Here is a 23,974-nt window from a genome sequence, read left to right as displayed (position 1 = left end):
GGTGAAAAGCCTTCTGAAGTGAACCGCGCGTCGAAGCGCGAACCAGACAGGAGTCATGGATTGAATAGAAGGCTATGCAAATCGCTCATGCTGAGCGTCGGGTTGCTGATATTGGCAGGCTGTGGCACGCAGCGGGTCCAGGAGCCCGAACTGACGCCTGAACAGGCGCGCGCGCAGATCATGCGCCTGATGCCGGCGACTGCTACGGATCGCCAGGGATGGGCCACGGATATTCACGCCGCGTTTGCCGCGCAGAAGATCCCGCTGACCACCGAAAACCTGTGTTCGGTGATGGCCGTTACCGAGCAGGAATCGACCTTTCAAGTCGATCCTGCAGTGCCGGACATGGGCCACATCGCCCGCGCAGAAATCAATCGCCGCGCTGCGCGACTGCACATTCCCAATGCGCTGATCGCCACCGCGTTACGTGTTCGCTCGCCGGACGGCAAGACTTACGGCAAACGCCTCGATTCTGCGCGCACCGAGAAAGACCTCAGCGCGATCTTTGATGACTTCATCGGCATGGTGCCGCTGGGTCAGGCGTTGTTCGGCAACTTCAACCCAGTCAAGACCGGCGGGCCGATGCAGGTCAGCATCGCCTTTGCCGAGAAACACGCCGAGGATTATCCCTACACGGTCGATGGTTCGATCCGCCGCGAAGTCTTCACCCGCCGTGGCGGCATGTACTTCGGTATCGCTCACCTGCTGGGCTACCCGGTCAACTACACCCAGTCGTTGTACCGCTTTGCCGACTTCAATGCCGGTTGGTACGCCAGTCGCAATGCCGCGTTCCAGAATGCTGTGAGTCGGGCGACCGGCATCGAGCTGGCGCTGGATGGCGACCTGATCCGCTTTGACTCTACCTCGCCGGGCTCCACCGAGCTGGCAGTACGCACGCTGGGCGATCGGCTGGGCATGAACAAGTCGCAGATATGGAGCCAGCTCAAGCAGGGCGACACGCTGGAATTCGAGGAGACCGATCTGTACAGCAAGGTCTTCGCCCTGGCGGACAGGGCGGCGGGCAAACCTTTGCCCAGGGCCATCCTGCCCGGCATTACCCTGAAAAGCCCGAAAATCACCCGTAACCTCACCACCGCCTGGTTTGCCGAGCGCGTCGACGACCGACGCGAACGCTGCGTGCAGCGTGCGCCCAAGTGAGGTTGAATCACCGTGACAGGAGTTTTACCGTCATCGCATCTCGCTCGCCTCCGAAAAACGTATCCAGCACCTTTTGAAACACGGGTCGCTCAGGTGCTGCGATGCTGAACAGGGTCATGCTCGAATGCAGTTTCATGTCATCCGGCGAACTGAAGATCTGTCGCGCCGAACGTTCTACCTGAGGCGCAATGATTGCGGCGCACTGTTCCAGACGCGGCCCCAGCACGGGGTGTTGCAGGTAAGCCCGAGCTTCATCGAGGTCGGTGATTGCGTAGTGTCGCGCCGTGTCGCTGCGCCCCAACCCCTGGATCTGCGGGAACACAAACCACATCCAGTGGGAGCGTTTCTGTCCGGCTCCAAGTTCCGTTAGCACCTGCTGGAACAGCGGTTGCTGGGCATCGACAAAGCGTTGCAGGTTGTAAGCATCTTTCATGATGAGTTTCCTGTTTTTCAACGAACCTGTGGTCGTATGATGGCCGCCCGACATGGGGGTTCGACCTGTCTGAAGAGTTTTTAAGCGTATGCCGGTTTTCAAGCGTTTCATTTCGTTCATGCACCAGGCCTTGCGCGCCATGCATCTGGTCTGGACCACCTCCCGAGCGCTGTCCATCGGGCTGATCGTCGCCACGCTGATCGCCGGCCTGCTGCCCGCGCTGGCCGCCTGGCTCGGCCAGCGCATCGTCGATGCGGTGGTCGCTGCCATGCAGTTGCACGCCAGTGCGGGCGAAGCACCGTTGTGGCCGGTGCTGCGCTATGTGTTGTTCGAAGCCGGTGTGCTGGCTCTGCTCGCGGCAGCACAGCGCGGGCTTTCCGTGCAGCAGGCGTTGCTGCGGGTGCTGCTGGGGCAGAAGGTCAATACCCTGATTCTGGAGAAGGCCCAGACCCTGTCGCTGTCGCAGTTCGAAGACTCCGAGTTTTACGACAAGCTTGTGCGCGTCCGGCGTGAAGCCTCGACACGGCCGCTGGCTCTGGTGACCAAATCGTTGGGGTTGCTGCAAAACCTCATTTCGCTGATCAGCTTTGCCGTATTGCTGGTGCATTTTTCGCCTTGGGCGTTGCTGATTCTGGTGCTCGGCGCGTTGCCGGTGTTTTTTGCCGAGGCGCATTTTTCCGGCGACGCGTTCCGCCTGTTTACCCGGCGCGCTCCGGAAACCCGTCGGCAGAATTACATCGAAACACTGCTCTCCCACGAGGGCTATATCAAGGAGGTCAAGCTGTTCGGCTTCGCGCCGCTGCTGCTCAAGCGCTACCGCGACACCTTCGAGCGTCTGTATGCCGAAGACCGGCGCCTGACGGTGCGCCGTGATGGCTGGGGCTTCCTGCTCGGTCTGCTGGGCACGGCTGCGTTTTACCTGGCCTACGCCTGGGTGGTGGTCGATGCGGTACACGGGCGGATCACCCTGGGGCAGATGACCATGTACCTGGTGCTGTTCAAACAGGGTCAGGCCGCGGTGAGCAGCAGTCTCAGCGCCATCAGTGGTTTGTACGAGGACGGGCTGTATCTGGCTGACCTGTATGTCTACCTCGGTCAGCCGGTTACGCCATCTGCTGGCAGCCTGACCGTGGGCGCGCAACCCGGTGATGGCATGCGCTTCGAGAACGTCAGTTTCACTTATCCGGGGACCAGCCGTCCGGCACTTGAAAATATCGATCTGCACCTGGCCCCGGGGCGCAGCGTGGCCCTGGTGGGCGAGAACGGGTCGGGAAAAACCACCCTGATCAAGCTGCTGACGCGCCTCTACCAACCCGATCAAGGCCGCATTCTGCTGGACGGCAGCGATCTGCAGGAGTGGGACGAAGATGCTTTGCGCTCGCGCATCGGCGTGATTTTTCAGGACTTCATTCGCTATCAGTTTCAGGTCGGCGAGAACCTTGGGGTCGGCGACACTCAGGCCTTCCATGATGAAGGCCGTTGGCGCGAAGCGGCGGCGCAGGGCATGGCCGCGCAGTTCATCGAACAGCTCGACAAAGGCTACGCCACACAACTGGGCCGCTGGTTTGCGGGAGGTCAGGAACTGTCCGGCGGGCAGTGGCAGAAAATCGCGTTGTCACGCGCTTACATGCGCCGCGACGCCGATATCCTGATTCTCGACGAGCCGACTGCCGCCCTGGATGCCGGGGCAGAAGCGGCGGTATTCGAACATTTTCGCGAGTACGCCAAAGGGCGCATGACGCTGCTCATATCGCATCGGTTTTCCAGCGTGCGCAACGCCGAACACATCGTGGTGCTGGAGCACGGGCGGGTGCTGGAACGCGGTGATCATGACAGCCTGATCGTCGCCGCAGGGCGCTACGCCGCGCTGTTCGATCTGCAGGCGCAGGGTTATCGCTAGGTAAAACCGTATAAAAAGTGTTGCAGTGAATGACCAGTCAGCGTTTTATGGGAGCCCTGTTTCAAGCTGTATCTTTTTGAATCAAACGGAGACATCGATGCAATTTCGTAAATTGGGCAAAACCGATCTGTCGGTCAGCGCGATCTGTCTGGGCACCATGACCTGGGGCGAGCAGAACACCCAGGATGAAGCATTCGAACAGATTCGTATGGCCAAGGATGCCAAGGTTAACTTCCTCGACACGGCAGAAATGTACCCGGTGCCGCCGCGTGGCGAGACCTACACCAAGACCGAAAGCATCATCGGCGAGTACTTCAAGAAGTACGGTGACCGCAACGACTGGGTGCTGGCCAGCAAGGTCGCCGGTCCAGGTCGCATGGATCACATCCGCGATGGCAATCCGCGCCTCGACCGCAAGAACATCACTGCGGCGCTGGAAGCCAGCCTCAAGCGTCTGAACACCGATTACCTGGACCTGTACCAGTTGCACTGGCCGGATCGCAAGACCAACTTCTTCGGCGTGCTCGGTTACACCCACGACCCGGATGATCAGGCCGTCGAAATCGAAGAAACCCTGTCGGTACTGGGCGATCTGGTCAAGGCAGGCAAGATTCGTCACTTCGGCCTGTCCAACGAAACGCCGTGGGGCACCCAGCGTTTTCTGCACCTGGCCGAAACCCTCGATCTGCCACGTGCCGTTTCCATCCAGAACCCCTACAACCTGCTTAACCGCACCTTTGAAGTCGGTCTGGCGGAAATCGCCATTCGCGAACAGATCGGCCTGCTGGCGTACTCGCCACTGGCGTTCGGTGTTCTGGCGGGCAAGTACCTGGACGGTGCACGTCCGGCCGATGGCCGTCTGACTCTGTTCGAGCGTTTCCAGCGCTACAACAACCCGCAGGCCGTCACCGCCACGGCCAAGTACGTCGCGCTTGCTCGCGAGCATGGTCTGGATCCTTCGCAGATGGCGCTGGCCTACGTGACCAGCCGTCCGTTCGTGACCAGCAACATCATTGGTGCCACGAAACTGGACCAACTGAAGATCAATCTGGAGAGCATCGACGTCACGCTGTCCGATGAAGTCATCGCCGGTATCGAAGCCATTCACACCTCGCAGCCCAACCCTGCGCCATAACCTGCACTGAACTTAATTTCAGCCTCGCCAGTCAGCACTAGTACGCTTACTCCGAGGCTGAAATTGATGCACATCTCACTCAAGCAACAAGTCGCAATCGTTACCGGCGCCAGTTCCGGTCTGGGCGCGGGTGCTGCACGCGCGCTGGCAGAGGCCGGTGCCGCCGTGGTGATCAACTACAACTCCAAACCTGAACCTGCCGAGAAGCTGGCCGAAGAGATTCGTGCGGCCGGGGGCAAGGCGCTGGCTGTGGGGGCCGACGTTTCGAAAGAAGAAGACGTCGAGCGGCTGTTTGCACAGACCATCGAACATTTCGGCGCGCTGGATATTCTGGTCGCCAATTCCGGCTTGCAAAAGGACGCGTCGATCGTCGACATGTCCCTCGAAGACTGGAATACCGTCATCAACGTCAACCTGACCGGGCAGTTTCTCTGCGCCCGCGCGGCATTGCGTCAGTTCATCAAGCAGGGCATGCGCCCTGAAGTGTCACGGGCCATGGGCAAGATCATTCACATGAGCTCGGTGCATCAGCTGATTCCATGGGCCGGGCACGTCAATTACGCAGCGTCCAAGGGCGGCGTCGACCTGTTGATGCGCAGCATCGCCCAGGAAGTCGGCGAGCTGAAGATTCGCGTCAACAGCGTTGCTCCCGGTGCCATCCGCACGCCGATCAATGCCGATGCACGCAAGGGCGACGCCGAGAAGGAAATGCTCAAACTGATCCCTTATGGTCGTATTGGCGAGCCGGAAGATGTTGCCAATGCGGTGCTCTGGCTGGCGTCCGATGCCTCGGATTATGTGCACGGCACCACCCTGTTCATCGATGGGGGCATGACCCTCTATCCGGAGTTCCGTGGCAATGGCTGACTTTCCCGCAGAGGCGCAAAACCGTATCGAGGATCACGGCATCATCGGCGACATGCGCAGTGCTGCGCTGATTGCTAGCACCGGCAGCATCGATTTCTGTTGCTGGCCGGACTTCGACAGCCCGTCGATTTTCACTGCGCTGCTCGACACCCCCGACGCCGGGATCTTTCAGCTGGCGCCCGATCTGCCTGACGCCAGGCGGCTGCAGATCTATCTGCCGGATACCAACGTCCTGCAAACCCGCTGGATTTCCGAGGACGCGGTGGTGGAAGTCACCGACCTGATGCCGATCGGCGAGGATCAGGACGATCTGCCGCGCATCGTGCGCCGCGTTCAGGTGCGTTTTGGCGAGGCCACGCTGCGCATGCGCTGCCGGGTGCGCATGGATTACAGCCGTGCCGACACCAGCGCGCGAGTCGATGGTCAGGACATCTGCTTCGAAGCCGCCGGGCAACCGGGCATGCGTTTGTCGGCGACGACACCGTTGCGTCTCGAGCAGCACGACGCCGTGGCCGAATTTCATATGCACAAGGGCCAGACCATCGAGTTCATCCTCGGCGGAATCGATGATTCGAATGTCGCTGCTGGCCGGTGCTCGCGCTATTTCGATGACACCTTGAAGTTCTGGCGGCGCTGGTCCGGGCAGTCGCACTACACCGGGCGCTGGCGTGAAATGGTCACTCGCTCGGCGCTGGCCCTCAAGCTGCTGACCTCGCGCAAGCACGGCGGCATCGTTGCCGCCGCGACGTTCGGTCTGCCGGAAACCGAGGGCGGTGAGCGCAACTGGGATTACCGCTACACCTGGATACGTGACGCGTCGTTCACCGTGTATGCGTTCATGCGTCTGGGGTACACCGATGAAGCCAATGCCTTCATGAGCTGGGTGCGCGGGCGACTGGATGACTGCTGCGAACAGACTGAGAAGCTCGGCATTCTCTATGCGCTGGATGGCCACGCTGAGCTGCCGGAAGAGCATCTCGATCACTTGTCCGGCTACGGCGGTGCGCAGCCGGTACGCATTGGCAACGAAGCGTACAAGCAGGTTCAGCTGGACATCTACGGCGAGCTGATGGACGCCGTGTACCTGGCCAACAAATACGGTGATGCCATCTCCCATGACGGCTGGCAGCATGTGGTGCGCCAGGTCGACTATGTGTGCGAGCACTGGAACGACCGGGACGTGGGCATCTGGGAAATGCGCGGCGGCGACCAGCACTTCCTGCACTCGCGGCTGATGTGCTGGGTGGCCCTGGACCGGGCTCTGCGCCTGGCCTTCAAGCGTTCACTGTCGGGGCCGTTCGAGCGTTGGACCAAGGTGCGCGAAGAGATCCACGACGATATCTGGAAGAACTTCTGGAACGACGATCTGGGGCATTTCGTGCAGCACAAGGGCAGCTGCAATCTGGATGCCTCGATGTTGCTGATGCCACTGGTGCGCTTCGTCGGCGCCAACGATCCCAAGTGGCTGGCGACGCTGGATGCCATCGAGGGCGCGTTGGTGCGTGACGGGATGGTGTTCCGTTACCGCAACGACGACGATCATGATGACGGTCTGGCAGGTGAAGAGGGCGCCTTCGTGGCCTGCTCGTTCTGGTACGTCGAATGTCTGGCCCGCGCCGGCCGGGTCGAACAGGCGCACCTGGAGTTCGAGCAACTGCTGCGTTACGCCAATCCGCTGGGCTTGTACGCCGAAGAGTTCGACGCGCATGCTCATCACCTCGGCAATACACCGCAGGCCCTGAGCCATCTGGCGCTGATCAGTGCGGCCAGTTTTCTGGACCGCAAACTGGGCGGCGGGCAGGCGCTCTGGCAGCCTTGACACGGTGAACAAACGGATCATGAATGGACGTTCAACGCTTCAGCCATGATTCGTTTCACTCGGCGTGCAATGAATACCCCACTGGCTGTTCTTCAAGTCGGTGGTCTTGCGCCACAGTCGCGCAATAACTCAACCGCGGCAGATAAACGCCGTTGCTGCGCATGGCTGCCCGAATCGCCACGTCGTCATCACAGGTCGCCAGCGTGCGTCCGGCAAGCAGCCCGATCGCTTGCGCCGAACGCATCGCGCCCATCGGTGTCCAGTCGGCAATGATCAACGCACCTCTGGGCACTACCGGCTCGTAGGCGCGCACGAAATGCTCAGCAGACCGGTCGCGCAGGTAAGGCACCATGAAGTAGCGAATATCGTCACGATAGGGCAACTGCTCCTTGTGCGCCGGAAGGGTGATGACCCCGTTGGCGTAGAGTGAATACGTCAGCAGGATGACTGCCGGTGCCGACAATGCCGAGAGATTGAGCAATGTGCCGCGTGCCGCTGTGCGGGGCAGGATACGCCGCAACTGAATCATGCCGAGGATCGTCAGTATCGCTGCACCGGGCAGAAAAAAGGTAAAGCGGTCGGTCACATTGTAGGAAATGGCGAACACCAGATTCAGCAGCGCGGCGCTCCATAACAGCCGCAGCCGGCTTCCCTTGGGAAACAGCAGCAGCCCCGCCAGTTGCGGCCCGATCAGCGACACCAGCAACAGCGCTACCGCGCTCTTTTCCTCGAGGAGTTTGTCGAAACGCAACAGACTGCCTTCCCACTCCGGCCCTGCAACGGTCGCGCTGGCCCCGGTCATGTAACGATGCGCAATATCCAGCAGGCCCATCCCGGCGTTCAGGTCATTGATTACCGCAACAGCGGCCGCCGCGAAACCAAGCATGAAGCCGGGCAGGGTGATCAATACTCGCGCCTTGTGCTGAAACAGCAGGTGCAGGTAAAGCGGCAGCAGAACCACGAACGTCAGTTGATGAACCGAGGCCGCCAGCCCGGTGAGGACGCCAATCGCGAAGAGTTTTTTCAGCGGCGTCAGAAGGGCACTGTCATTGAAAGACAGCGCATAGGCCAGTAGCACGATCAGCGTGTGCAACAGGTAGACCTCAGCCTTGGTCGACACCCAGAACACGCCATGGGCCAGTGTTGTCGCCGCGGCAGCGAGCAGCGCCTGGCGTGCACCCGCGCCAACGCTCTGCGCCAATCGGTAGACGACCCAAGCCAGCGGCAGAAGAAGCACCGAATTCAGCAGGCTGAGCGAGCGTGCACCGAACAGGTTGAAAAAAACCGTATTGAACAGCTGATAAAACGGATGCTCAAGTGGCCCGAGCGACTGGCTGAAATACTGACCCTCATGGGCGTTGGCCAGGAACATGCCATTGTCCATCCATTGCACCGGACCACTGGAGGCCAGAAAGCTCGCCGTGATGGCGGCACCTAGCAAAAACAGGGGGATACACATCGATGTGCGCGAATCGAGTGGCATTGAACCGCTCCTCCGTGAGATGACCAAAAATGTCGAGCGTTTGTGTTACGGCCTCAAGGCTGAGGATTCGGTACGGGTGTCGAGCCGGTAAAGCGCGAGAGCATCACGGCGCCGATGGCCACCGCAAACCACAGGGTCGCCAGACGTATCAGCAATGTCGCAGCAATCGCATCGGCCCCCGGCATGCCCTTGAACATCAGCAGTCCGATCATCACCGCTTCGGCGCTGCCCAGGCCGCCCGGCATGAAGCTCAAGGCCCCCGCGAGCATCGCCAGTGCATAGGTAAATACGGCAAAGGTCAGCGGGATCTGCGCGCCCATCCAGCCAAGCATCCAGTAAAACGCCAGTGCCTCGGCGCTCCAGGCCAGCAGACTGAGCAGGCTGGCGGTCAGCAGCACGTTGCCATGCAGGCACTGGCGAGCGGCAAGCAGCACGTTGAACAACTGCTGCCACAGGCTGCTGGCTCGCGTGTTTTTTGTGGGCAGTGAAACCTGTAAACGCTCCAGCAAGTGACGGCGAGACAGCACTAGCGAACCCGTCAGAACCAGTGCCAGACCGAGCAGGATCATCGGCTGCGCCTGCGGATACCACGACAGTCCGAACAGCGTGAGCAGTACGATGGCCAGCAGATCGGAAAGACGCTCGCTGACAAACGCGGCAAAGCTTTGCGAGTAAGGCACGCCCAGCGGCCTGAGCAATACGCCACGCAGCGCTTCACCGGCCTTGCCGGGAGTCGTGGTCAGGGCGAAGCCAGCCAGATAGATCCGCAGGCTTTTTCGCCAGGCCAACGGATGCCCCAACACTGAAAGGTAGAGTTGCCAGCGGACGAAGCGCAGCGCGTAGTTGATTGCAGACATCAACAACGCCACGCCGATGCCGAGCAGCCCGACCTTGCCCGTCGCTGCGCTGAACGCCTGCCAGCCGCCCCACAGTGAGAAACCCAGATACCCTATGGCCGAGAAGACGATCGACAGAAGCACTGCCCGATAGCGCCATCCGGACAGCAACAGCGAGCCGGTCACAGGTTGAGCCTTTTGAACAATGGCTGCGGGATCGAGCGAATCACCCACATGATCCATGCCCAGAAGCCGGGCGCGTAAAGGCTTGTTGACTGGCGCGCGATGCCGTTGACGATGCGTTCGGCAACGTCTGCCGGTTGCGCCACCAGCCAGGCCGGCAGTGGCAGACCCCGGGTCATGGGCGTGTCGACAAAGCCTGGCTTTATGGTCACTACGTGTACGCCCAGCTTGAACATCCGCGCCTGTAACCCGTCGCAGAACGTCGAGACGGCAGCTTTGGCCGAGCCGTACAGATAATTGGAAGGGCGTCCGCGATCCCCCGCGACCGAGGAAATCACCGCCAGTGTGCCGCAACGCTGAACCTCGAACTGCCTGCCCAACACGGTCAGCAAGGCAATCACCGATGCACCATTGGTGATGAATTCCTGCACAGCCAGCCCTGCGTTTTGCTCGCAGGCCTTCTGATCGGGCAAGGTGCCGTGAGCCAGAAGCACGATATCTATCTGCCCAAGTGCAGCCAGGCAATCGGCCAGCATCGCCGGGTGCGCCGAGAAGTGCGTGACGTCCATTTGATAGGTGTCTACGTGTCCGGCACCGCGGGCCCTGAGGTCGGCGGCATTACCCGCGAGCTTGTCCGTATTGCGCGCGACCAGGAAAAAATCGCAGCCTTGCGCAGCCCAGCGCCGGGCGCAGGCATGGGCAATGGTTGATGTAGCGCCAATGATCAGAATCTTTTTCATGACATCACTCGTTTCCAGAAGCGGGACATCAAAGAGGGGTCGCGCAGGGCTTCCAGGCGTTCCCACGCCGGATAGGCCTGACGGAAGTCGCTGCCGCTCATGTGTGCATCCTTGGCCGGGTACAGTCGTCCACCCGCGTCACGGACAATGGCGTCCAGACGCGGGAACAGTGAGCCGGCCAGATCGCGCGTCTGCGCAAAGTCCAGTGCCAGCGAGGTGCCCTGCATCGGAAAAGACAGCAGCCCCGGCGAGACGATGTCACCGCAGCGCTTGAGCACTGCGAGGAATGATCCCTGTCCCGAGGCTGCGATGGCATCGAGCAGCAGCTGCATGGCCTGGGGTGCGCAGTGCTCGGGAATCACGCACTGGTATTGCTGAAACCCCTTGCGACCATAAAGACGATTCCAGTGCAGCATTCGATCCAGCGGGTAGAAGAACGCCTCGCAGGTGGTGCGGCGGGGCGTTGGCAGGTCTGAGTGCGCGTGCCAGTACAGAGAATTGAACGCACGCAAGGACAGACTGTTGACCAGCGACACCGGAGGCGTGAACGGCACGCTCAGGCGATTGCGCGCCTCAACCGACAGTGACCCATAACGGGCGTGGTTGCCGACGATGTAGACCCCGCGGCCGCTATGCGCACCACGGGCCAGGCAGTCGATCCAGGCGACGCTGTATTCATGCTGCGCATCCAGCTCTTGCGACAGCGTAAAGAACTCCGCCAGATTGGCGAAGCGCACTGCCGTACTGTCGATCTGCGCGCTGCGGATCGGCATCAGCTGCAGCTCGACCCAGCTGATAACGCCAGTAAGACCGAGGCCGCCGATGCTGGCGGCGAAAAAATGGGGATTGTCCACGGCTGAGCAGACCATGGGCGGCTGGTCATGACGGATCAGCTCGAAGCGCCTGACATGACAGCCAAAGGTGCCGCGCCGATGATGGTTCTTGCCGTGTACATCATTGGCCAGCGCGCCGCCTATCGTCACGTACTGTGTGCCAGGCGTGACCGGTAGAAACCAGCCGTGCGGGATCGCTGCCGCGAGCAGTTGCGACAGTGTCATGCCCGCTTCCAGTTGCACCACACCGCGCTGCCAGTCCGCAGCAATGAAGCGATCCAGTCCGCGCATGTCCAGTACGTGATCGCTGCTGGCCAGACAGCTGTCGCCGTAGCTGCGGCCGTTGCCGAAGGGCAGGCTGGTGTGATGGCGTGCAACGGTTTGCGAGATGTGCGCGGGCAATCGTTTTATCGAATCACATTCGTGACCCTGCTGGGCAACCTGCGGGTAGCGGCCCCAGGAGTAAAGAGGCCCGCTCATGCCGCGACCCAGAACACCAGCAGGAACAGCAAGCCGATCCCCTGGCTGATCCGGTCGCGAATCGCGAAAACCACCGGATCCTCGTTCATTTCACCGCGATGGGTGAGCATCCAGATCCGGGTGATCCAGAACAACAGCAATGGGCAGGCCAGCCAGATAACGTGCGGGTGCTGATACAAAGCCACCGTCGCACCTTCATGGATGTAAAGCGCCAGCACCATCACTGCCAGATTGCCTGACGAGGCCCCCAATGAAGCGATCATGTCCAGATCGCCCGGGTAGTAACCACGGCCAGCCGTCTTGCCTGTTACAGCGCGCAGTCGTGCTTCGCGCAGTTCGGCATAGCGCTTGACCAGCGCCAGGCTGAGAAACAGAAACATCGAAAACGCCAGAATCCAGAACGTCAGTGGCAATTGAAACGCGGCAGCACCGGCCAGAATACGCGTGGTATAGAGCATCGCCAGAACGATGACGTCGACGGCCATGTGGCGCTTGAGGTAAAGCGAATAAACCAGCGTCAGCAGGTAATAGGCTGCCAGCACCGCCGAAAATTGCCACGGCAATCCTGTTGCCGCAGCGGAGAAGGCTGCGGCGAGCAACAGCGGTATGACCAGCAGGCCGGATTTTATCGACAGCGCACCACTGGCGAACGGGCGCTCGCGCTTGCTTCTGTGGTGGCGGTCGTCTGCCAGGTCAAGGAGGTCGTTGAGCAGGTATACGCTGGATGCGCACAGCCCGAAACACAGAAAGGCCAGCAAACCGTCGAGCAGCAATTGCGTGCTCTGGACCTGATGGGCAGCCAGCAGGGGCACAAAAATCAGCGCGTTCTTCAGCCATTGGTGCAGGCGCAGCGCTTTGCGCCAGGCGCTGGTCCCGGACGCCGCCGATTGGATAACCTGCTCGACATTACCTTGTGCCCGCGCCTTGCGCTCCACACCGGCAAGCGGGCTGGCGACGATGGCCTTGCGTGAGACACCCCAGATGCACAGATCGTCCTGGGAGTTGCCGATGTAATCAAAGCCCCGCTCACCATAATGGCTAACCAGCAAGTCGCGTTTGCGATGCGCGGAAAGGTTGGTTATACCGTCCGAGGCCCACACCTGATCGAACAGTTGCAGGTGTGCCGCGATCCGGTTGGCGAGGGATTCGTGGGAGGCCGTTGCCAGAATCACGCTTCGACCGGTCTGTCGTTCGGTCTGAATGTAATCAATGACGTCAGCGTTGAACGGCAGTAACGCCACGTCAATCTCGGTACCCAAGGCCAGGCCCTGCTTGAGAGACGCCTTACCCTGCAGCAGCCAGACGAAAAGACTGAACAGCTTTAACGGATGACCACGGATAAACGCCACGGCGGTTTCAAACAGCATGTCAGATCGCAGCAATGTTCCGTCGAGGTCGACAACCAGCGGTGTATGAACCTCAAGAATTCTTCCTTGAATACCGGGCATGAATAGTTGCTCCTGTGAACGTGAGCGCACTATGGAACGAAAACGGACATTCGCCACTTCAATAAAGTTAAACGCTGTTCGTAATTGAGCCGTGCCGATGGCGTCAGAAAAATCAGCTGTTTGACACTATTCGCCACACAACGGCTATTGATCCGTTATTCGATCAAAGACCGGAATCTGGCGGTGGCAACGGTGATGGCTGGCGAGTGCCGCGCGACCCATCGCGATCTGGCCGAGGCAGTGCGCTTCCGGCAATTCTTTGCCGATCGGTATCAGCGACTCCGCTTGACCCGTTGCAGATCCCGGCCCCACGCGGACTGCGCTTGAGGTGTTCATTGGTCGCAGACATCAAAAAAATAATGAATTTCTTCGCCATGAGTAGAGTCACCTATACTTCAAGTCACTGCTGAAAAAAGGATCAGGCTTTCAATGGCACTTCCAAAGCATTACCGCATTGATTATCTGCTAAATGGTTCGTTCAAGAGTTTTTATATACGAACCGAGAATATGGACAACGCTCAAGCATGGCACTGTGCAAGTGTCGATGCAGGCCTCGCACGCATACCTAAATATAGATTGGAGAAGGTTGCTCGCGTATCCAAACCTTACGCCGAGCACTTTGGTGTCACCAACGTTGAGTGGGCTCAGGCCTGAGCCCACTCAACCCTGCACTCGTCAGCGGTGAGCGATCTGCTCCAGCGCAAGATTGCGTGTGCGTGGCCCGAACCGGCCGATGGTGACGATCACGATCAACATGCTGCCGACAATGAAGGCCAGTACGCCCGGCGTGCCGAAGTGGTCGAGAAATATCCCGATCAGCAGGCTGCTGAACACCGTCGACAGTCGGCTGAACGAGTAGCAGAAGCCTACCGCGCGAGCGCGGATATTGGTCGGGAACAGCTCGCCTTGGTACGAGTGATAGCTGAAGCTCAGCCATGCGTTGCAGAACGTGATCATGATCCCGCAGAAAATCAGTCCTGCCGCGCTGGTCTGGAACGCGAACAGGCTGCCGAAGATCATGGCCCCTAATGCGGAACCGACGATTTGCCACTTGTTCTCGAAGCGGTTGGCGAACTTCACGAACAGCAACGGCCCCAGCGGATAAGCCAGGGTAATCACGAACGCATACGCCAGGCTGTGGGTGACGCTCAGGCCCTGACCAGAGAGCAGGGCGGGCAACCAGTTGCCGAAGCCAAAGAAACCGATGGCCTGAAAAACGTGAAAGACGATCAGCATCAAGGCGCGACGACGATAGGGCGGTTGCCACATGTCGGCAAATCGGCCTTTGCCTGACACGGCCACGTTGTCCGGTTCAGGCTCATCCAGTGGTTTGCCGTGGTCCTTGATGCAGCGCGCCTCGATTCCGTCCAGGACTCGCTCGGCTTCATCGAAGCGTCCCTGCTGCGCCAGCCAGCGCGGCGATTCCGGCAGCGCCGAGCGCAACCACCAGACGAACAAGGCAAAGACTGCACTGCTGATCACTACCCAGCGCCAGCCGGAAAAACCGAAAGGGTCCTGGGGCACCAGCCACCATGACATCAGCGCGACGCTGGGGACTGACAAAAACTGAATGAAGAAAGCGAAGGCGAACGCCGAACTGCGTATGCGCTTAGGTACCAGCTCTGACAGGTAGGTGTCGATGGTGACCAATTCGACGCCCAGGCCAATACCCACGACGAAGCGCATGCCAATCACGCCCAGTGCAGAGGTCTGCAGGCCCATGATCACGGTGGCAACGGTGTACCAGATCAGCGCGAAGGTGAAGATCGCGCGGCGTCCGTAGCGATCAGCAATCGGGCTGACGAGGCTGGCACCGAAGAACAGGCCCAGAAAAGTCGCCGAGGCAAAGGCCGCCTGATCGGAGAAGCCGAACAGGCCCTGACTGCCCGTGGCGAAGATTCCCTCACGGATCAGGCCGGGGCTGATGTAGGCGGTCTGGAACAGGTCGTAAAGCTCGAAAAAACCGGCGATGGACAGCAGCGCGACCAGTCGCCAGATGGTCGCGACAGCAGGCAGTCTGTCAATGCGCGCCGAGATATACGCTGCCCGCAACGGCTCGTTCGCGGCTGCCTCGGTATGAGGTAATGAGTTCATGGATGGCCATCCTGAGTTCTTGTTGAGGCCTGGATACTACTCCTTGCAAGTTGTAATCAATGGTCTTTTAATGCGGTTATTGAGGTTTAAAGGATGAAAAATTGTTCATAGGATTAGTTTTTCGATTTTTTATATCGGATCCATTAGAGCGCTAGTGTCACTTGGTCATGAGGTAAATGCATTGATGGCTTGGCAAGGAATGGCGGTGCAAAAAAACCGCAGGCATGAAGCCATCAACGATGTATCAACATGTGTCGCAAAACCTTAGGATTAGACCTTCACTTTCTGCATGCCGGGTTCCCGTGACGTACAAACTGCCCACCACAGCCACTGCTCCTTTTTGCCCCTCGGCGACCACTGACAGTGTGGCCATTCCGCCGAACGCGTCCTTGATGCGCAAGATGATGCTGTTCGTCGGGCCGGGCCTGCTGGTTTCCATCGGCTACATGGATCCTGGTAACTGGGCGACAGCCATCGAGGCCGGGTCGCGCTTCGGCTATTCACTGCTGTTCGTGGTGGTGCTGGCCAGCCTCTCGGGAATGGTCTTGCAGAACCTTTGCTCGCGTCTGGGCATCGCGACCGGCCGTGACCTTGCGCAGTTGTCCGCCGCCCGCTACAGCCGCAAGGTCGCCAAGGGCCAGTGGCTGCTGGCAGAGCTGTCGATCATTGCCACCGATCTGGCGGAAGTGCTGGGGGCTGCGCTGGCGTTTCATCTGTTGCTCGGCGTTTCCATCACCACCGGTGTGGCGCTGACCGCTTTCGATACGCTGATTGTGCTGGCCTTGCAGGGCGCCAATTTTCGTCGTCTGGAAGCCATCGTGCTGGGGCTGATTGCAACCATCGCCAGTTGCTTCGCCGTCGAGTTGTTTCTGATCAAGCCGTTCTGGCCCGACGTCGTCGCGGGTCTCAAGCCGAGTTGGGATGTGTTGAGCAGCCAGGAGCCGCTGTATATCGCCATCGGCATTCTGGGCGCCACCGTCATGCCGCATAACCTTTATCTGCACTCATCGGTGGTGCAGACGCGGGTCAACGGTTCCGACCAGGCCAGCAAGGCCAGCGCCATTCGCTATGCACGGCTCGATACCATCGGTTCGTTAAGCCTGGCGCTGCTGATCAATGCGGCGATTCTGATCCTTGCTGCTGCCGCTTTTCACAAGACCGGGCATACCGAGGTGGTCGAGATTCAGGACGCCTACCACCTGCTTGATCCGCTGGTGGGTGGTGCGATCGCCAGCGTGCTGTTCGGTATTGCCTTGCTGGCGGCGGGGCAAAGCTCGACCTTCACCGGCACCATCGCCGGCCAAGTGGTGCTCGAAGGTTTTCTGCAGGCGAAGATTCCGTGTTGGCAGCGGCGTTTGATCACTCGGGCGCTGGCACTGATTCCGGCGCTGATCGGCGTGGTCTGGCTGGGTGACAGCTCGGTGGGGCAGATGCTGGTGCTCAGTCAGGTCGTGCTGAGCCTGCAACTGCCTTTCGCGCTCTGGCCGTTGATTCGTTTTACCAGCGACCCACAATTGATGGGGCCGTTCGTCAACAGCCGGCTGGTGAAAACGGCTGCCTGGGGGCTGTTCGGGCTGATCTCGGCGGCCAACCTGACGTTGCTGTGGTTCTGGATCAGCTGAACTTGATCGGCTGCAGCGACTCTCACACCTGACACCAATGTCAGCCGTCAGGTAGCCGGACATGAGCACACCGAGCGATAAGGGCAGCGTCTTCGAAACCGATTTGCCTGCACGTCTGGACCGCCTGCCTTGGGGGCGATTCCATACCTTGCTGGTCGTGGCGCTGGGGATCACCTGGCTGCTGGACGGCCTGGAAGTGACCCTCGCAGGCTCGGTAGCCGGGGCCTTGAAAGCCAGCCCGGCGCTCAACCTCAGCAACAGTGACATTGGCCTGGCGGGCGCCGCCTACATTGCCGGTGCTGTGCTGGGCGCGTTGTTCTTCGGCTGGCTGGCGGACCGTCTCGGGCGTCGCAAACTGTTCTTCATCACCTTGCTGCTGTATGTCGGCGCGACGGCCGCCACGGCGTTCTCCTTCAGTGTATGGAGCTTCATGCTGTTCCGCTTTCTGACCGGCATGGGCATCGGCGGCGAGTACACGGCAATCAACTCGACCATTCAGGAATTTACCCCGGCCCGCTATCGGGGGTGGGTCGACCTGACCATCAATGGCACGTTCTGGCTGGGCGCTGCGCTCGGGGCCATTGGCTCGATTGTCTTGCTCGACCCGCTGTGGATCGGGGCCGAGCTGGGCTGGCGCCTGTGTTTCGGGATCGGCGCGGTATTGGGGCTGCTGGTTCTGCTGATGCGCCTGTGGTTGCCAGAGAGCCCGCGCTGGTTGTTGATACATGGCCAGGCTGAACAGGCGAAGCAGATCGTTGAGCAGATAGAAGCAGACTTGCAGCGCCAGGGCCATGTATTGCCCGCCGTGTCGGGCAGCCCCCTGCGGCTGCATGCCCGTGACCACACGCCGCTGGGCGAGGTCGCCAGAACGTTGCTGGTGACGTTCCGTCAGCGTTCGCTGGTAGGCCTGACGCTGCTCACCGCCCAGGCGTTTTTCTACAATGCGATTTTTTTCACCTACGCACTGGTACTGACCGACTTCTATGGCGTGCCGGCCGAGCGCGTCGGCTGGTATGTGCTGCCACTGGCGTTGGGTAACTTCTGCGGCCCGCTGCTACTAGGCAGACTGTTTGACGTGGTAGGACGACGGGTGATGATCAGCCTCACGTATGGCGTTTCGGGCGTACTGCTGGCAATCAGTGGCTACCTGTTCCAGCAAGGCTTGCTGGACGTTACCCAGCAGGCCATCGCCTGGATGGTGATTTTCTTCTTTGCATCGGCAGCGGCCAGCTCGGCCTACCTGACCGTCGCCGAAACCTTTCCACTGGAAATCCGTGCCCTGGCGATTGCGGTGTTCTACGCATTCGGTACCGGGCTGGGCGGGATGATTGGTCCGACGCTGTTCGGCGAGCTGATCGAAACCGGCGAGCGCAGCAACGTGCTTATCGGCTATCTGATCGGAGCAGGGCTGATGTTGCTGGCGGCGATTGTGCAATCGATATGGGGCACGGCTGCCGAGCGCAAATCTCTGGAAGATGTGGCCAGACCGTTGTCGCAGGCCGGGGACTGATAGGGGGCGTTAACGGAATATGCCGCGCAGGCTGTCCACGGACGCCTGCAGGCCGATGATCCGCTCACTGACCTCTTGCGCTTCGTGTGCCCGGGAAGTTCGCTCGAGGTACAGGAGATGTCCGGCCAGGTTGGCCGAAACAAGTTCCAGGTCGTCGGCAGTACGCCTGATGTACGCCTGCATGTCTTGCAACTGTTCGATCTGCACGGATGGTGCCCTTATAGGTCGCATCCGAGCGCACTAAATGAATGGGGGGCAATCATCAATCCACCCAACCGGGTTGTCGGCGGCAAGGCCGGTTTTCTTTAGTGCCGCAGGTAAATAAACAGGCCAATCATTTTTTCGCATCGTGCCGAGCGATTTATTCGTCTTCCTGATCATCGTGTTCCGAGTAGGAGTCCAGCAACTCGGCCAGCGCCAGAGTGCGGTCCAGCCCTTTGCGGGTGGACATGATTTCGGCTACCGCCTGCGTGGCGGCAACTCTGGCAGCTTCGCGTTCGGCATCGGTGTTATTGGGCGTGGCGGCCTGCGCAGCCTCAATAATCGATTGCTCAAAGGTATTCATGGTGCTCGCTCGTGAAATTCAAGTGCCTGTGATACCGAGAATGGCGGATTGTTTCAAGGCCGATCAATCACCTTCGTAGGGAAATTCCTCCAGGCTCTGCATCAGCGCGACACCCTGTGGGCCCTGAAGATTCTCCAGCACCCAGCAACTGTTGGCATTTTTGGCCAGCAGCAGGCGTGTCGTCTGGCTGGCGACCGGCTGCTGCGGGGCGTCCTTGTAACCCAGGTTATAGGTCATTTCGACCACCGCCTGCTTGTCCGAAGTGGACACCAGCTTCCAGTCGATCGGCTTTTGCACATCACCGTCCTGCGCGTCGGTCCACGGGTTGGCACTGACGGCGCATTGATCGCCGTTCTGGCACGCCCAGTCCTTCTTGAGCAGGCTCAGCAGCGGTTTGGACAAATAATCAGCGCTGCCTTTGCCATTCAGATAAAAATCCTGGTGCTTCTCGTAGATCCAGCGCGCCGTGTCGACCGGGGTTGCAGCCGGGCAGGCCGCATGGGCAGTGGTTGAAAGCAGGCAAGCAAATGCAATGGCGACGGTTCTGGACATGGAGCGGGCTCGCAGAAAAGGTGGCGGTGAGGGTGACAGGCACATGACAGTGCATTTGTAAGCCAAGTGGACAAAAAAGCAATGGTTTTGGTCGTGTAGAGCAGGGGGCGGTTCGGCAAAAACCGATTGCGGGTCATTCAGTTAATACGCAGTTCGCTGCCGTCACTCCCTTTATTCGGGTATTTGCCCCGTCTTTGAAGAAGGTTGCCATGAGGCTGCTTATTTTAATGGAGGCATTTGCACAGGGGGGTTATCGAATCATGCCCTGCGCTGGCATGTTCGCCGTTAAGCCTGCGTTACTTGAGCGTGCTCGCGCAGAGCGCGAGCACCAAGGAGAGTAGCCCTTACTTCTTGACCGGCACGATCTCCATGATCTGGCCATTGACCTTCTGGAAACGCACGTACTTGTCGTTAATTTTCACCCATTCGCTTTCCTTGGCGGGTGTTTCCAGGCCTTTGCTTTTCCAGTCCTTCACTTCCAGATCGCTGCGGCGATATTTTTCCGGAACACGGGAGCCTACTTCCAGCTCATGGACGTTGTCCTTGGATTCGGTGACTTTCGGGTCCGCCGTCTCTGCTGCGTGAACCGGCAGGGTGACGGCGGAAAAGCAGCCGAGCAAGGTCATGCAGGCGATCAACGATTTGCTGTTCATGTGAAGACTCCCAGTCTTTGGTATCAGGCGATGGCTTAATGCCTCGTAATAACTCGGACCCTCACTGTCGCAAATCATTCGATCGGGTTTGCTGTGCTCAGCCTTTAAGTGTCTCAGCGATGGTTACAGAGAGTAGGGTGGTCGGGCGGCCGATCAGCGCGCTCAACTGGCGACTGTCATCGAACAAGGCGTCCTTGGCAGCCGCGGCATCGGAATCGGCCAGCAACCGGGCCACGAAGTCCGGCAAACCTGCCTGGATAAGCGCTGCTTCGAATTCGGCCTGTGGCAGGTTGACGTAAGGCAGGGACTTGCCACTCTGCGTTGACAGCTGCGCTGCAAATTCGGACAGCGTGTAGGACTCGTCGCCTGCCAGTTCATACACGTTACCGGCCTGTGCTGTTTTCGAAGTTAGCAGCACAGCGGCCGCCTCGGCGTAATCCAGACGCGAAGCGGAGCTGATACGACCCTCGTCGGCACAGCCCATGACCGCACCATGGGCCAGTGCGCCTGGAATGCCTGCGGTGTAGTTCTCGGTGTACCAGCCATTGCGCAGCAAGGCGAACGGCAGTTCACTGGCGCGCAGGTAGTCTTCGGTTTCGCGGTGCTCTCTGGCCAGGCCTAATGCCGAGGTGTCGGCGTGCAGAACACTGGTGTAGGCCAGCAGCTTGACCCCGGCGCGTTTGGCCGCATCGATCACCGCCTTGTGCTGCGGCAAACGCTGGCCCACTTCGCTGGAGGAAATCAGCAGCACCTTGTCGGCGCCGGCAAATGCGCTGTCCAGTGTCGCAGGCTGCGAATAGTCGGCCTGGCGAACCTGAATGCCCTGCCTGGACAGATCGGCGGCTTTTTCCGGACTGCGCACGGCTGCAATGATTTGCGAAGCAGGTACGCGGCTGAGCAATTGTTCAATGACGAGGCGGCCAAGCTGGCCGGTGGCACCGGTGACAACGATCATGGAATGATTCCTTGAATCAGGTTGAAAGGAAGCGCCAGCATAGTCATGATGCTTACCTTTAGTAAGTACGTACAAAAAGGTAAGTGTCATGAGCGAATCCGCTTCGCAATCAAGTGCCTCGCGATCAGATAGTGTGCAGCAAGGCCTCCAGCCGGAAGTGGCCGAGACGCTGTTGGCGCTGGTTCGTCAGGGCCAGGTGCTGGCGTCTGACTGTCCTTCGCGGGTGGTGCTCAATCACGTCTGCAGCCGTTGGGGTGTGCTGGTGCTGGTGGTGTTGCGGGGTGGCATGCATCGCTTCAGCGAAATACGCCGCAAGATTGGCGGGGTGAGCGAGAAAATGCTCGCGCAAACGCTCCAGCATCTGGAACATGATGGTTTCGTCAGCCGCAAGTCGTTGCCGGTGGTGCCACCGCATGTTCAGTACCGCTTGACCCCGATGGGCGAAGAGGTCGCCTTGCAGGTTGAAACCCTCGTCACCTGGATCGAGACCAATCTGCCGCGCATCATGCACGCCCGCGAAGCGTCGAATACGCTGCATACCACGCCCGAATGAGTCTTTTCTGACAGATTTTTCATCCTGCGATTGTCGGCTCGATCGCCTGCAATCAGCCGCTTCTTGGTATGGTGCGCGCCGAAATCTTTATATACACGTTCAGTTGCGCCGTTTGCCCTTCACCGAGAAGCTGTAGAAATGCCCAATCCAATTCCTCTGAAAGACCACGAAAAAGAGACGCGGCTGGTCAATCAGCGCCTGATTGCCTGCGCAGTGCTGGTGGGCGTGCTGGCTGCCTGTCTGGTCGCGCGCATGTATTTCCTGCAAGTGACAGAGTTCGACTATCACTCGACCATTTCCGAAAACAACCGTGTTCACGTGCTGCCGATCCCGCCCGAGCGCGGTTTGATCTTTGACCGCAATGGCGAAGTGCTTGCCGACAATCGTCCCAGCTTCAACCTGACCCTGACCCGCGAGCGCGCTGGCGACTGGCACAAGGTGATCGATGAACTGATGACCCTGCTGGAATTGCCCGACGAAGACCGGATTCTGTTCGACAAGGAGCTGAAGCAGGTTCGTCACCCGTTCGAGCCGGCAACATTGCTCTACGAACTCACTGAAGAGCAGATCGCAACGCTGGCGGTCAATCAGTACCTGCTGCCGGGCGTGGACGTGGCGGCGCAGTTCGTCCGTCACTACCCGTTGGGCGCTCATTTCGCGCATTCGATCGGCTACGTCGGGCGTATCAACGAAAAGGAAGCGGCGCATCTCGACAACGAGTACCGCGGCACGCAGTCCATCGGCAAGACCGGTGTCGAGCGCTTCTACGAGTCCGAGTTGCACGGCCACGTAGGCTATGAGGAGGTCGAAACCAACGCCCAGGGCCGCGTGCTGCGCGTGTTGAAACACACTGATCCGGTGCCGGGCAAGAACATCACCCTCACGCTGGACGCGCATTTGCAGGCTGCCGCGGAAAACGCACTGGGTGATCGACGTGGTTCGGTGGTCGCACTGGACCCGGAAACCGGCGACGTGCTGGCGATGGTCAGCAAACCAAGCTTCGACCCCAACCTGTTTGTCACCGGCATCAGCTTCAAACAATATGCGGCGCTACGCGATTCCATCGACCGGCCACTGTTCAACCGCGTGCTGCGTGGCCTCTACGCGCCGGGCTCGACGGTCAAGCCGGAAGTGGCGATTGCCGGTCTCGACAGCGGCGTGATGACGGCCTCGACAAAGGTCTTCGACCCCGGCTATTTCCAGTTGCCGGACTTCGACCACAAATACCGTAACTGGAACCACAGTGGCGATGGCTGGGTGGACATGGACACCGCGATCATGCGTTCCAATGACACTTATTTCTACACCGTGGCGCACAAGCTCGGCATCGACCGCCTGCACGACTACATGACCATGTTCGGCATCGGCCAGAAGGTGTCGCTGGACATGTTCGAGGAGTCTGCAGGCTTGATGCCGTCCCGCGAATGGAAGCGGGCCACGCGTCGCCAGGCATGGTTCCCTGGCGAAACGGTGATTCTCGGCATTGGGCAGGGCTACATGCAGGTCACGCCGTTGCAGCTGGCTCAGGCCACTTCCCTGATTGCCAGCAAGGGTGTCTGGCATCGCCCGCACCTGGCGATGGAAGTCGGTGATAAGGCACCCGTCGACGAGCATCCGATGCCAAACATCGTGCTGCACGATCCCAACGAATGGAATCAGGTCAATACCGGCATGCAGATGGTCATGCACGACCCGCGCGGCATTGCGCGGGATGCGGCCAAGGGCGCTCAGTACCGCATCGCCGGCAAAAGTGGTACGGCGCAGGTGGTGGCGATCAAGCAGGGTGAGCGCTACAACCGTCTGAAAACACTGGAACGTAACCGTGACAACGCCTTGTTCGTCGGCTTCGCGCCGGCTGACCATCCCAAGATCGTCGTGTCGGTGACCATCGAGAACGGCGAGGCGGGTGGCCGGGTAGCAGGTCCTGTGGTGCGGGAGATTCTTGATGCCTGGCTGCTCGACAGCGAGGGCAAGCTTAAACCGGAGTACGCAGCACCCGTCAAGGCACCGGGCAACCCGCACGCCTGATCAGCGTTTCAAAGCGCTGGCCGAATGACCGAGCCCTGAACAGGGCTCAGGTTTTCTGAACTGTCGAGAATGCATCGGGTCGACCACAACAGGCGTGGCAGAGCGCTGCGCGCGTTTTATCGAACTC

Annotated in this window: 22 protein-coding genes; 10 read left to right on the top strand and 12 right to left on the bottom strand. The window is 59.8% G+C overall.

Translation table 11 applies throughout. The features are described from left to right. Nucleotides 1-87: 87 nt before the first annotated feature. Complete coding sequence (locus tag JOE34_RS20335) at nt 88-1,158, top strand: DUF1615 domain-containing protein (RefSeq protein WP_024665424.1); 1,071 nt, start codon at nt 88-90, stop codon at nt 1,156-1,158. Nucleotides 1,159-1,165: 7 nt separating this feature from the next. Here the strand turns inward: JOE34_RS20335 and JOE34_RS20330 are convergent, their stop codons facing one another. After that, nucleotides 1,166-1,591 carry a DUF1810 domain-containing protein gene (locus JOE34_RS20330; RefSeq protein WP_004404072.1) on the bottom strand — a complete coding sequence of 142 codons (426 nt, stop codon included), beginning with the start codon at nt 1,589-1,591 and terminating at the stop codon, nt 1,166-1,168. 88 nt (nt 1,592-1,679) lie between these two features. On the opposite strand from JOE34_RS20330, the gene JOE34_RS20325 reads away from it, so the two are divergent. The 4 genes from JOE34_RS20325 (at nt 1,680) to JOE34_RS20310 (ending at nt 7,312) form a co-directional block, all read left to right on the top strand. Further along, nucleotides 1,680-3,491 (top strand): ABC transporter ATP-binding protein, encoded by a 1,812-nt coding sequence (locus JOE34_RS20325; RefSeq protein ID WP_024665425.1) that lies wholly within the window; start codon nt 1,680-1,682, stop codon nt 3,489-3,491. A 97-nt stretch (nt 3,492-3,588) separates the two neighbouring features. After that, nucleotides 3,589-4,626 (top strand): NADP(H)-dependent aldo-keto reductase, encoded by a 1,038-nt coding sequence (locus JOE34_RS20320; protein ID WP_010410606.1) that lies wholly within the window; start codon nt 3,589-3,591, stop codon nt 4,624-4,626. Nucleotides 4,627-4,692: 66 nt separating this feature from the next. Next, nucleotides 4,693-5,493: an SDR family oxidoreductase gene (locus JOE34_RS20315; RefSeq protein ID WP_003409893.1), complete on the top strand. Its 801-nt coding sequence runs from the start codon at nt 4,693-4,695 to the stop codon at nt 5,491-5,493. Next, a complete protein-coding gene (locus JOE34_RS20310; RefSeq protein ID WP_209996513.1) occupies nt 5,486-7,312 on the top strand; it encodes a glycoside hydrolase family 15 protein in 1,827 nt (608 codons plus the stop codon). Before JOE34_RS20315 ends, JOE34_RS20310 begins: the two co-directional genes overlap by 8 nt. A 55-nt stretch (nt 7,313-7,367) precedes the next feature. Here the strand turns inward: JOE34_RS20310 and JOE34_RS20305 are convergent, their stop codons facing one another. The 5 genes from JOE34_RS20305 to JOE34_RS20285 are packed head-to-tail and all read right to left on the bottom strand — an operon-like array spanning nt 7,368 to nt 13,315. After that, nucleotides 7,368-8,795 carry a DUF2723 domain-containing protein gene (locus JOE34_RS20305; RefSeq protein WP_024692957.1) on the bottom strand — a complete coding sequence of 476 codons (1,428 nt, stop codon included), beginning with the start codon at nt 8,793-8,795 and terminating at the stop codon, nt 7,368-7,370. Nucleotides 8,796-8,848: 53 nt separating this feature from the next. Next, nucleotides 8,849-9,817, bottom strand: a complete 969-nt coding sequence (locus JOE34_RS20300; protein ID WP_010410627.1) for a lysylphosphatidylglycerol synthase transmembrane domain-containing protein — start codon at nt 9,815-9,817, stop codon at nt 8,849-8,851. Then, the gene (locus JOE34_RS20295) at nt 9,814-10,554 is read right to left on the bottom strand and encodes an SDR family oxidoreductase (RefSeq protein ID WP_209996511.1); all 741 of its coding nucleotides are present in this window, start codon (nt 10,552-10,554) and stop codon (nt 9,814-9,816) included. Before JOE34_RS20295 ends, JOE34_RS20300 begins: the two co-directional genes overlap by 4 nt. After that, nucleotides 10,551-11,867 (bottom strand): FAD-binding oxidoreductase, encoded by a 1,317-nt coding sequence (locus JOE34_RS20290; protein WP_046719529.1) that lies wholly within the window; start codon nt 11,865-11,867, stop codon nt 10,551-10,553. The genes JOE34_RS20295 and JOE34_RS20290 overlap by 4 nt, the downstream gene beginning before the upstream one ends. Continuing rightward, the gene (locus JOE34_RS20285; RefSeq protein WP_024665431.1) at nt 11,864-13,315 is read right to left on the bottom strand and encodes a UbiA family prenyltransferase; all 1,452 of its coding nucleotides are present in this window, start codon (nt 13,313-13,315) and stop codon (nt 11,864-11,866) included. Before JOE34_RS20285 ends, JOE34_RS20290 begins: the two co-directional genes overlap by 4 nt. Before the next feature lie 429 nt (nt 13,316-13,744). Between JOE34_RS20285 and JOE34_RS20280 the strand changes: the two genes are divergently transcribed. Continuing rightward, complete coding sequence (locus JOE34_RS20280) at nt 13,745-13,969, top strand: DUF6555 family protein (protein ID WP_003349366.1); 225 nt, start codon at nt 13,745-13,747, stop codon at nt 13,967-13,969. A 21-nt stretch (nt 13,970-13,990) separates the two neighbouring features. On the opposite strand, the gene JOE34_RS20275 is transcribed toward JOE34_RS20280, so the two are convergent. Beyond that, complete coding sequence (locus tag JOE34_RS20275) at nt 13,991-15,409, bottom strand: MFS transporter (RefSeq protein ID WP_024665432.1); 1,419 nt, start codon at nt 15,407-15,409, stop codon at nt 13,991-13,993. 302 nt (nt 15,410-15,711) lie between these two features. Between JOE34_RS20275 and JOE34_RS20270 the strand changes: the two genes are divergently transcribed. After that, a complete protein-coding gene (locus JOE34_RS20270) occupies nt 15,712-17,031 on the top strand; it encodes an Nramp family divalent metal transporter (protein ID WP_004417997.1) in 1,320 nt (439 codons plus the stop codon). 61 nt (nt 17,032-17,092) lie between these two features. Continuing rightward, nucleotides 17,093-18,541, top strand: coding sequence for an MFS transporter (locus tag JOE34_RS20265; protein WP_024662731.1), 1,449 nt, complete (start codon nt 17,093-17,095; stop codon nt 18,539-18,541). 9 nt (nt 18,542-18,550) lie between these two features. Here JOE34_RS20265 and JOE34_RS20260 read toward each other — a convergent pair whose 3' ends face one another. The 5 genes from JOE34_RS20260 to JOE34_RS20240 all read right to left on the bottom strand — a co-directional run bounded on the left by JOE34_RS20260 (nt 18,551) and on the right by JOE34_RS20240 (nt 21,266). Further along, on the bottom strand, nt 18,551-18,748 hold the full coding sequence (locus tag JOE34_RS20260; RefSeq protein ID WP_003349205.1) for a hypothetical protein: 198 nt from the start codon (nt 18,746-18,748) through the stop codon (nt 18,551-18,553). A gap of 154 nt (nt 18,749-18,902) precedes the next feature. Further along, the gene (locus JOE34_RS20255) at nt 18,903-19,106 is read right to left on the bottom strand and encodes a hypothetical protein (protein ID WP_004404016.1); all 204 of its coding nucleotides are present in this window, start codon (nt 19,104-19,106) and stop codon (nt 18,903-18,905) included. A gap of 63 nt (nt 19,107-19,169) precedes the next feature. Continuing rightward, nucleotides 19,170-19,658 (bottom strand): DUF3828 domain-containing protein, encoded by a 489-nt coding sequence (locus JOE34_RS20250; protein WP_016567990.1) that lies wholly within the window; start codon nt 19,656-19,658, stop codon nt 19,170-19,172. A 344-nt stretch (nt 19,659-20,002) separates the two neighbouring features. After that, entirely contained in the window at nt 20,003-20,311 is a 309-nt protein-coding gene (locus JOE34_RS20245; protein ID WP_003317877.1) for an RcnB family protein, read from the bottom strand. Between the two features lie 97 nt (nt 20,312-20,408). Next, nucleotides 20,409-21,266, bottom strand: coding sequence for an SDR family oxidoreductase (locus JOE34_RS20240; protein ID WP_209996509.1), 858 nt, complete (start codon nt 21,264-21,266; stop codon nt 20,409-20,411). A gap of 88 nt (nt 21,267-21,354) precedes the next feature. On the opposite strand from JOE34_RS20240, the gene JOE34_RS20235 reads away from it, so the two are divergent. Then, nucleotides 21,355-21,819: a helix-turn-helix domain-containing protein gene (locus JOE34_RS20235; protein ID WP_010410693.1), complete on the top strand. Its 465-nt coding sequence runs from the start codon at nt 21,355-21,357 to the stop codon at nt 21,817-21,819. Nucleotides 21,820-21,957: 138 nt separating this feature from the next. Beyond that, nucleotides 21,958-23,847, top strand: coding sequence for a penicillin-binding protein 2 (gene mrdA, locus JOE34_RS20230; protein WP_024648895.1), 1,890 nt, complete (start codon nt 21,958-21,960; stop codon nt 23,845-23,847). Nucleotides 23,848-23,974: the final 127 nt, after the last annotated feature.

Origin of the sequence: Pseudomonas sp. PvP028 (assembly GCF_017832255.1) — a bacterium.
Taxonomy (GTDB): Bacteria; Pseudomonadota; Gammaproteobacteria; order Pseudomonadales; family Pseudomonadaceae; genus Aquipseudomonas; species Aquipseudomonas syringae.
The sequence above is the reverse complement of the archived record's forward strand: the minus strand, read 5'-3'. Positions and strand labels throughout refer to the sequence as shown.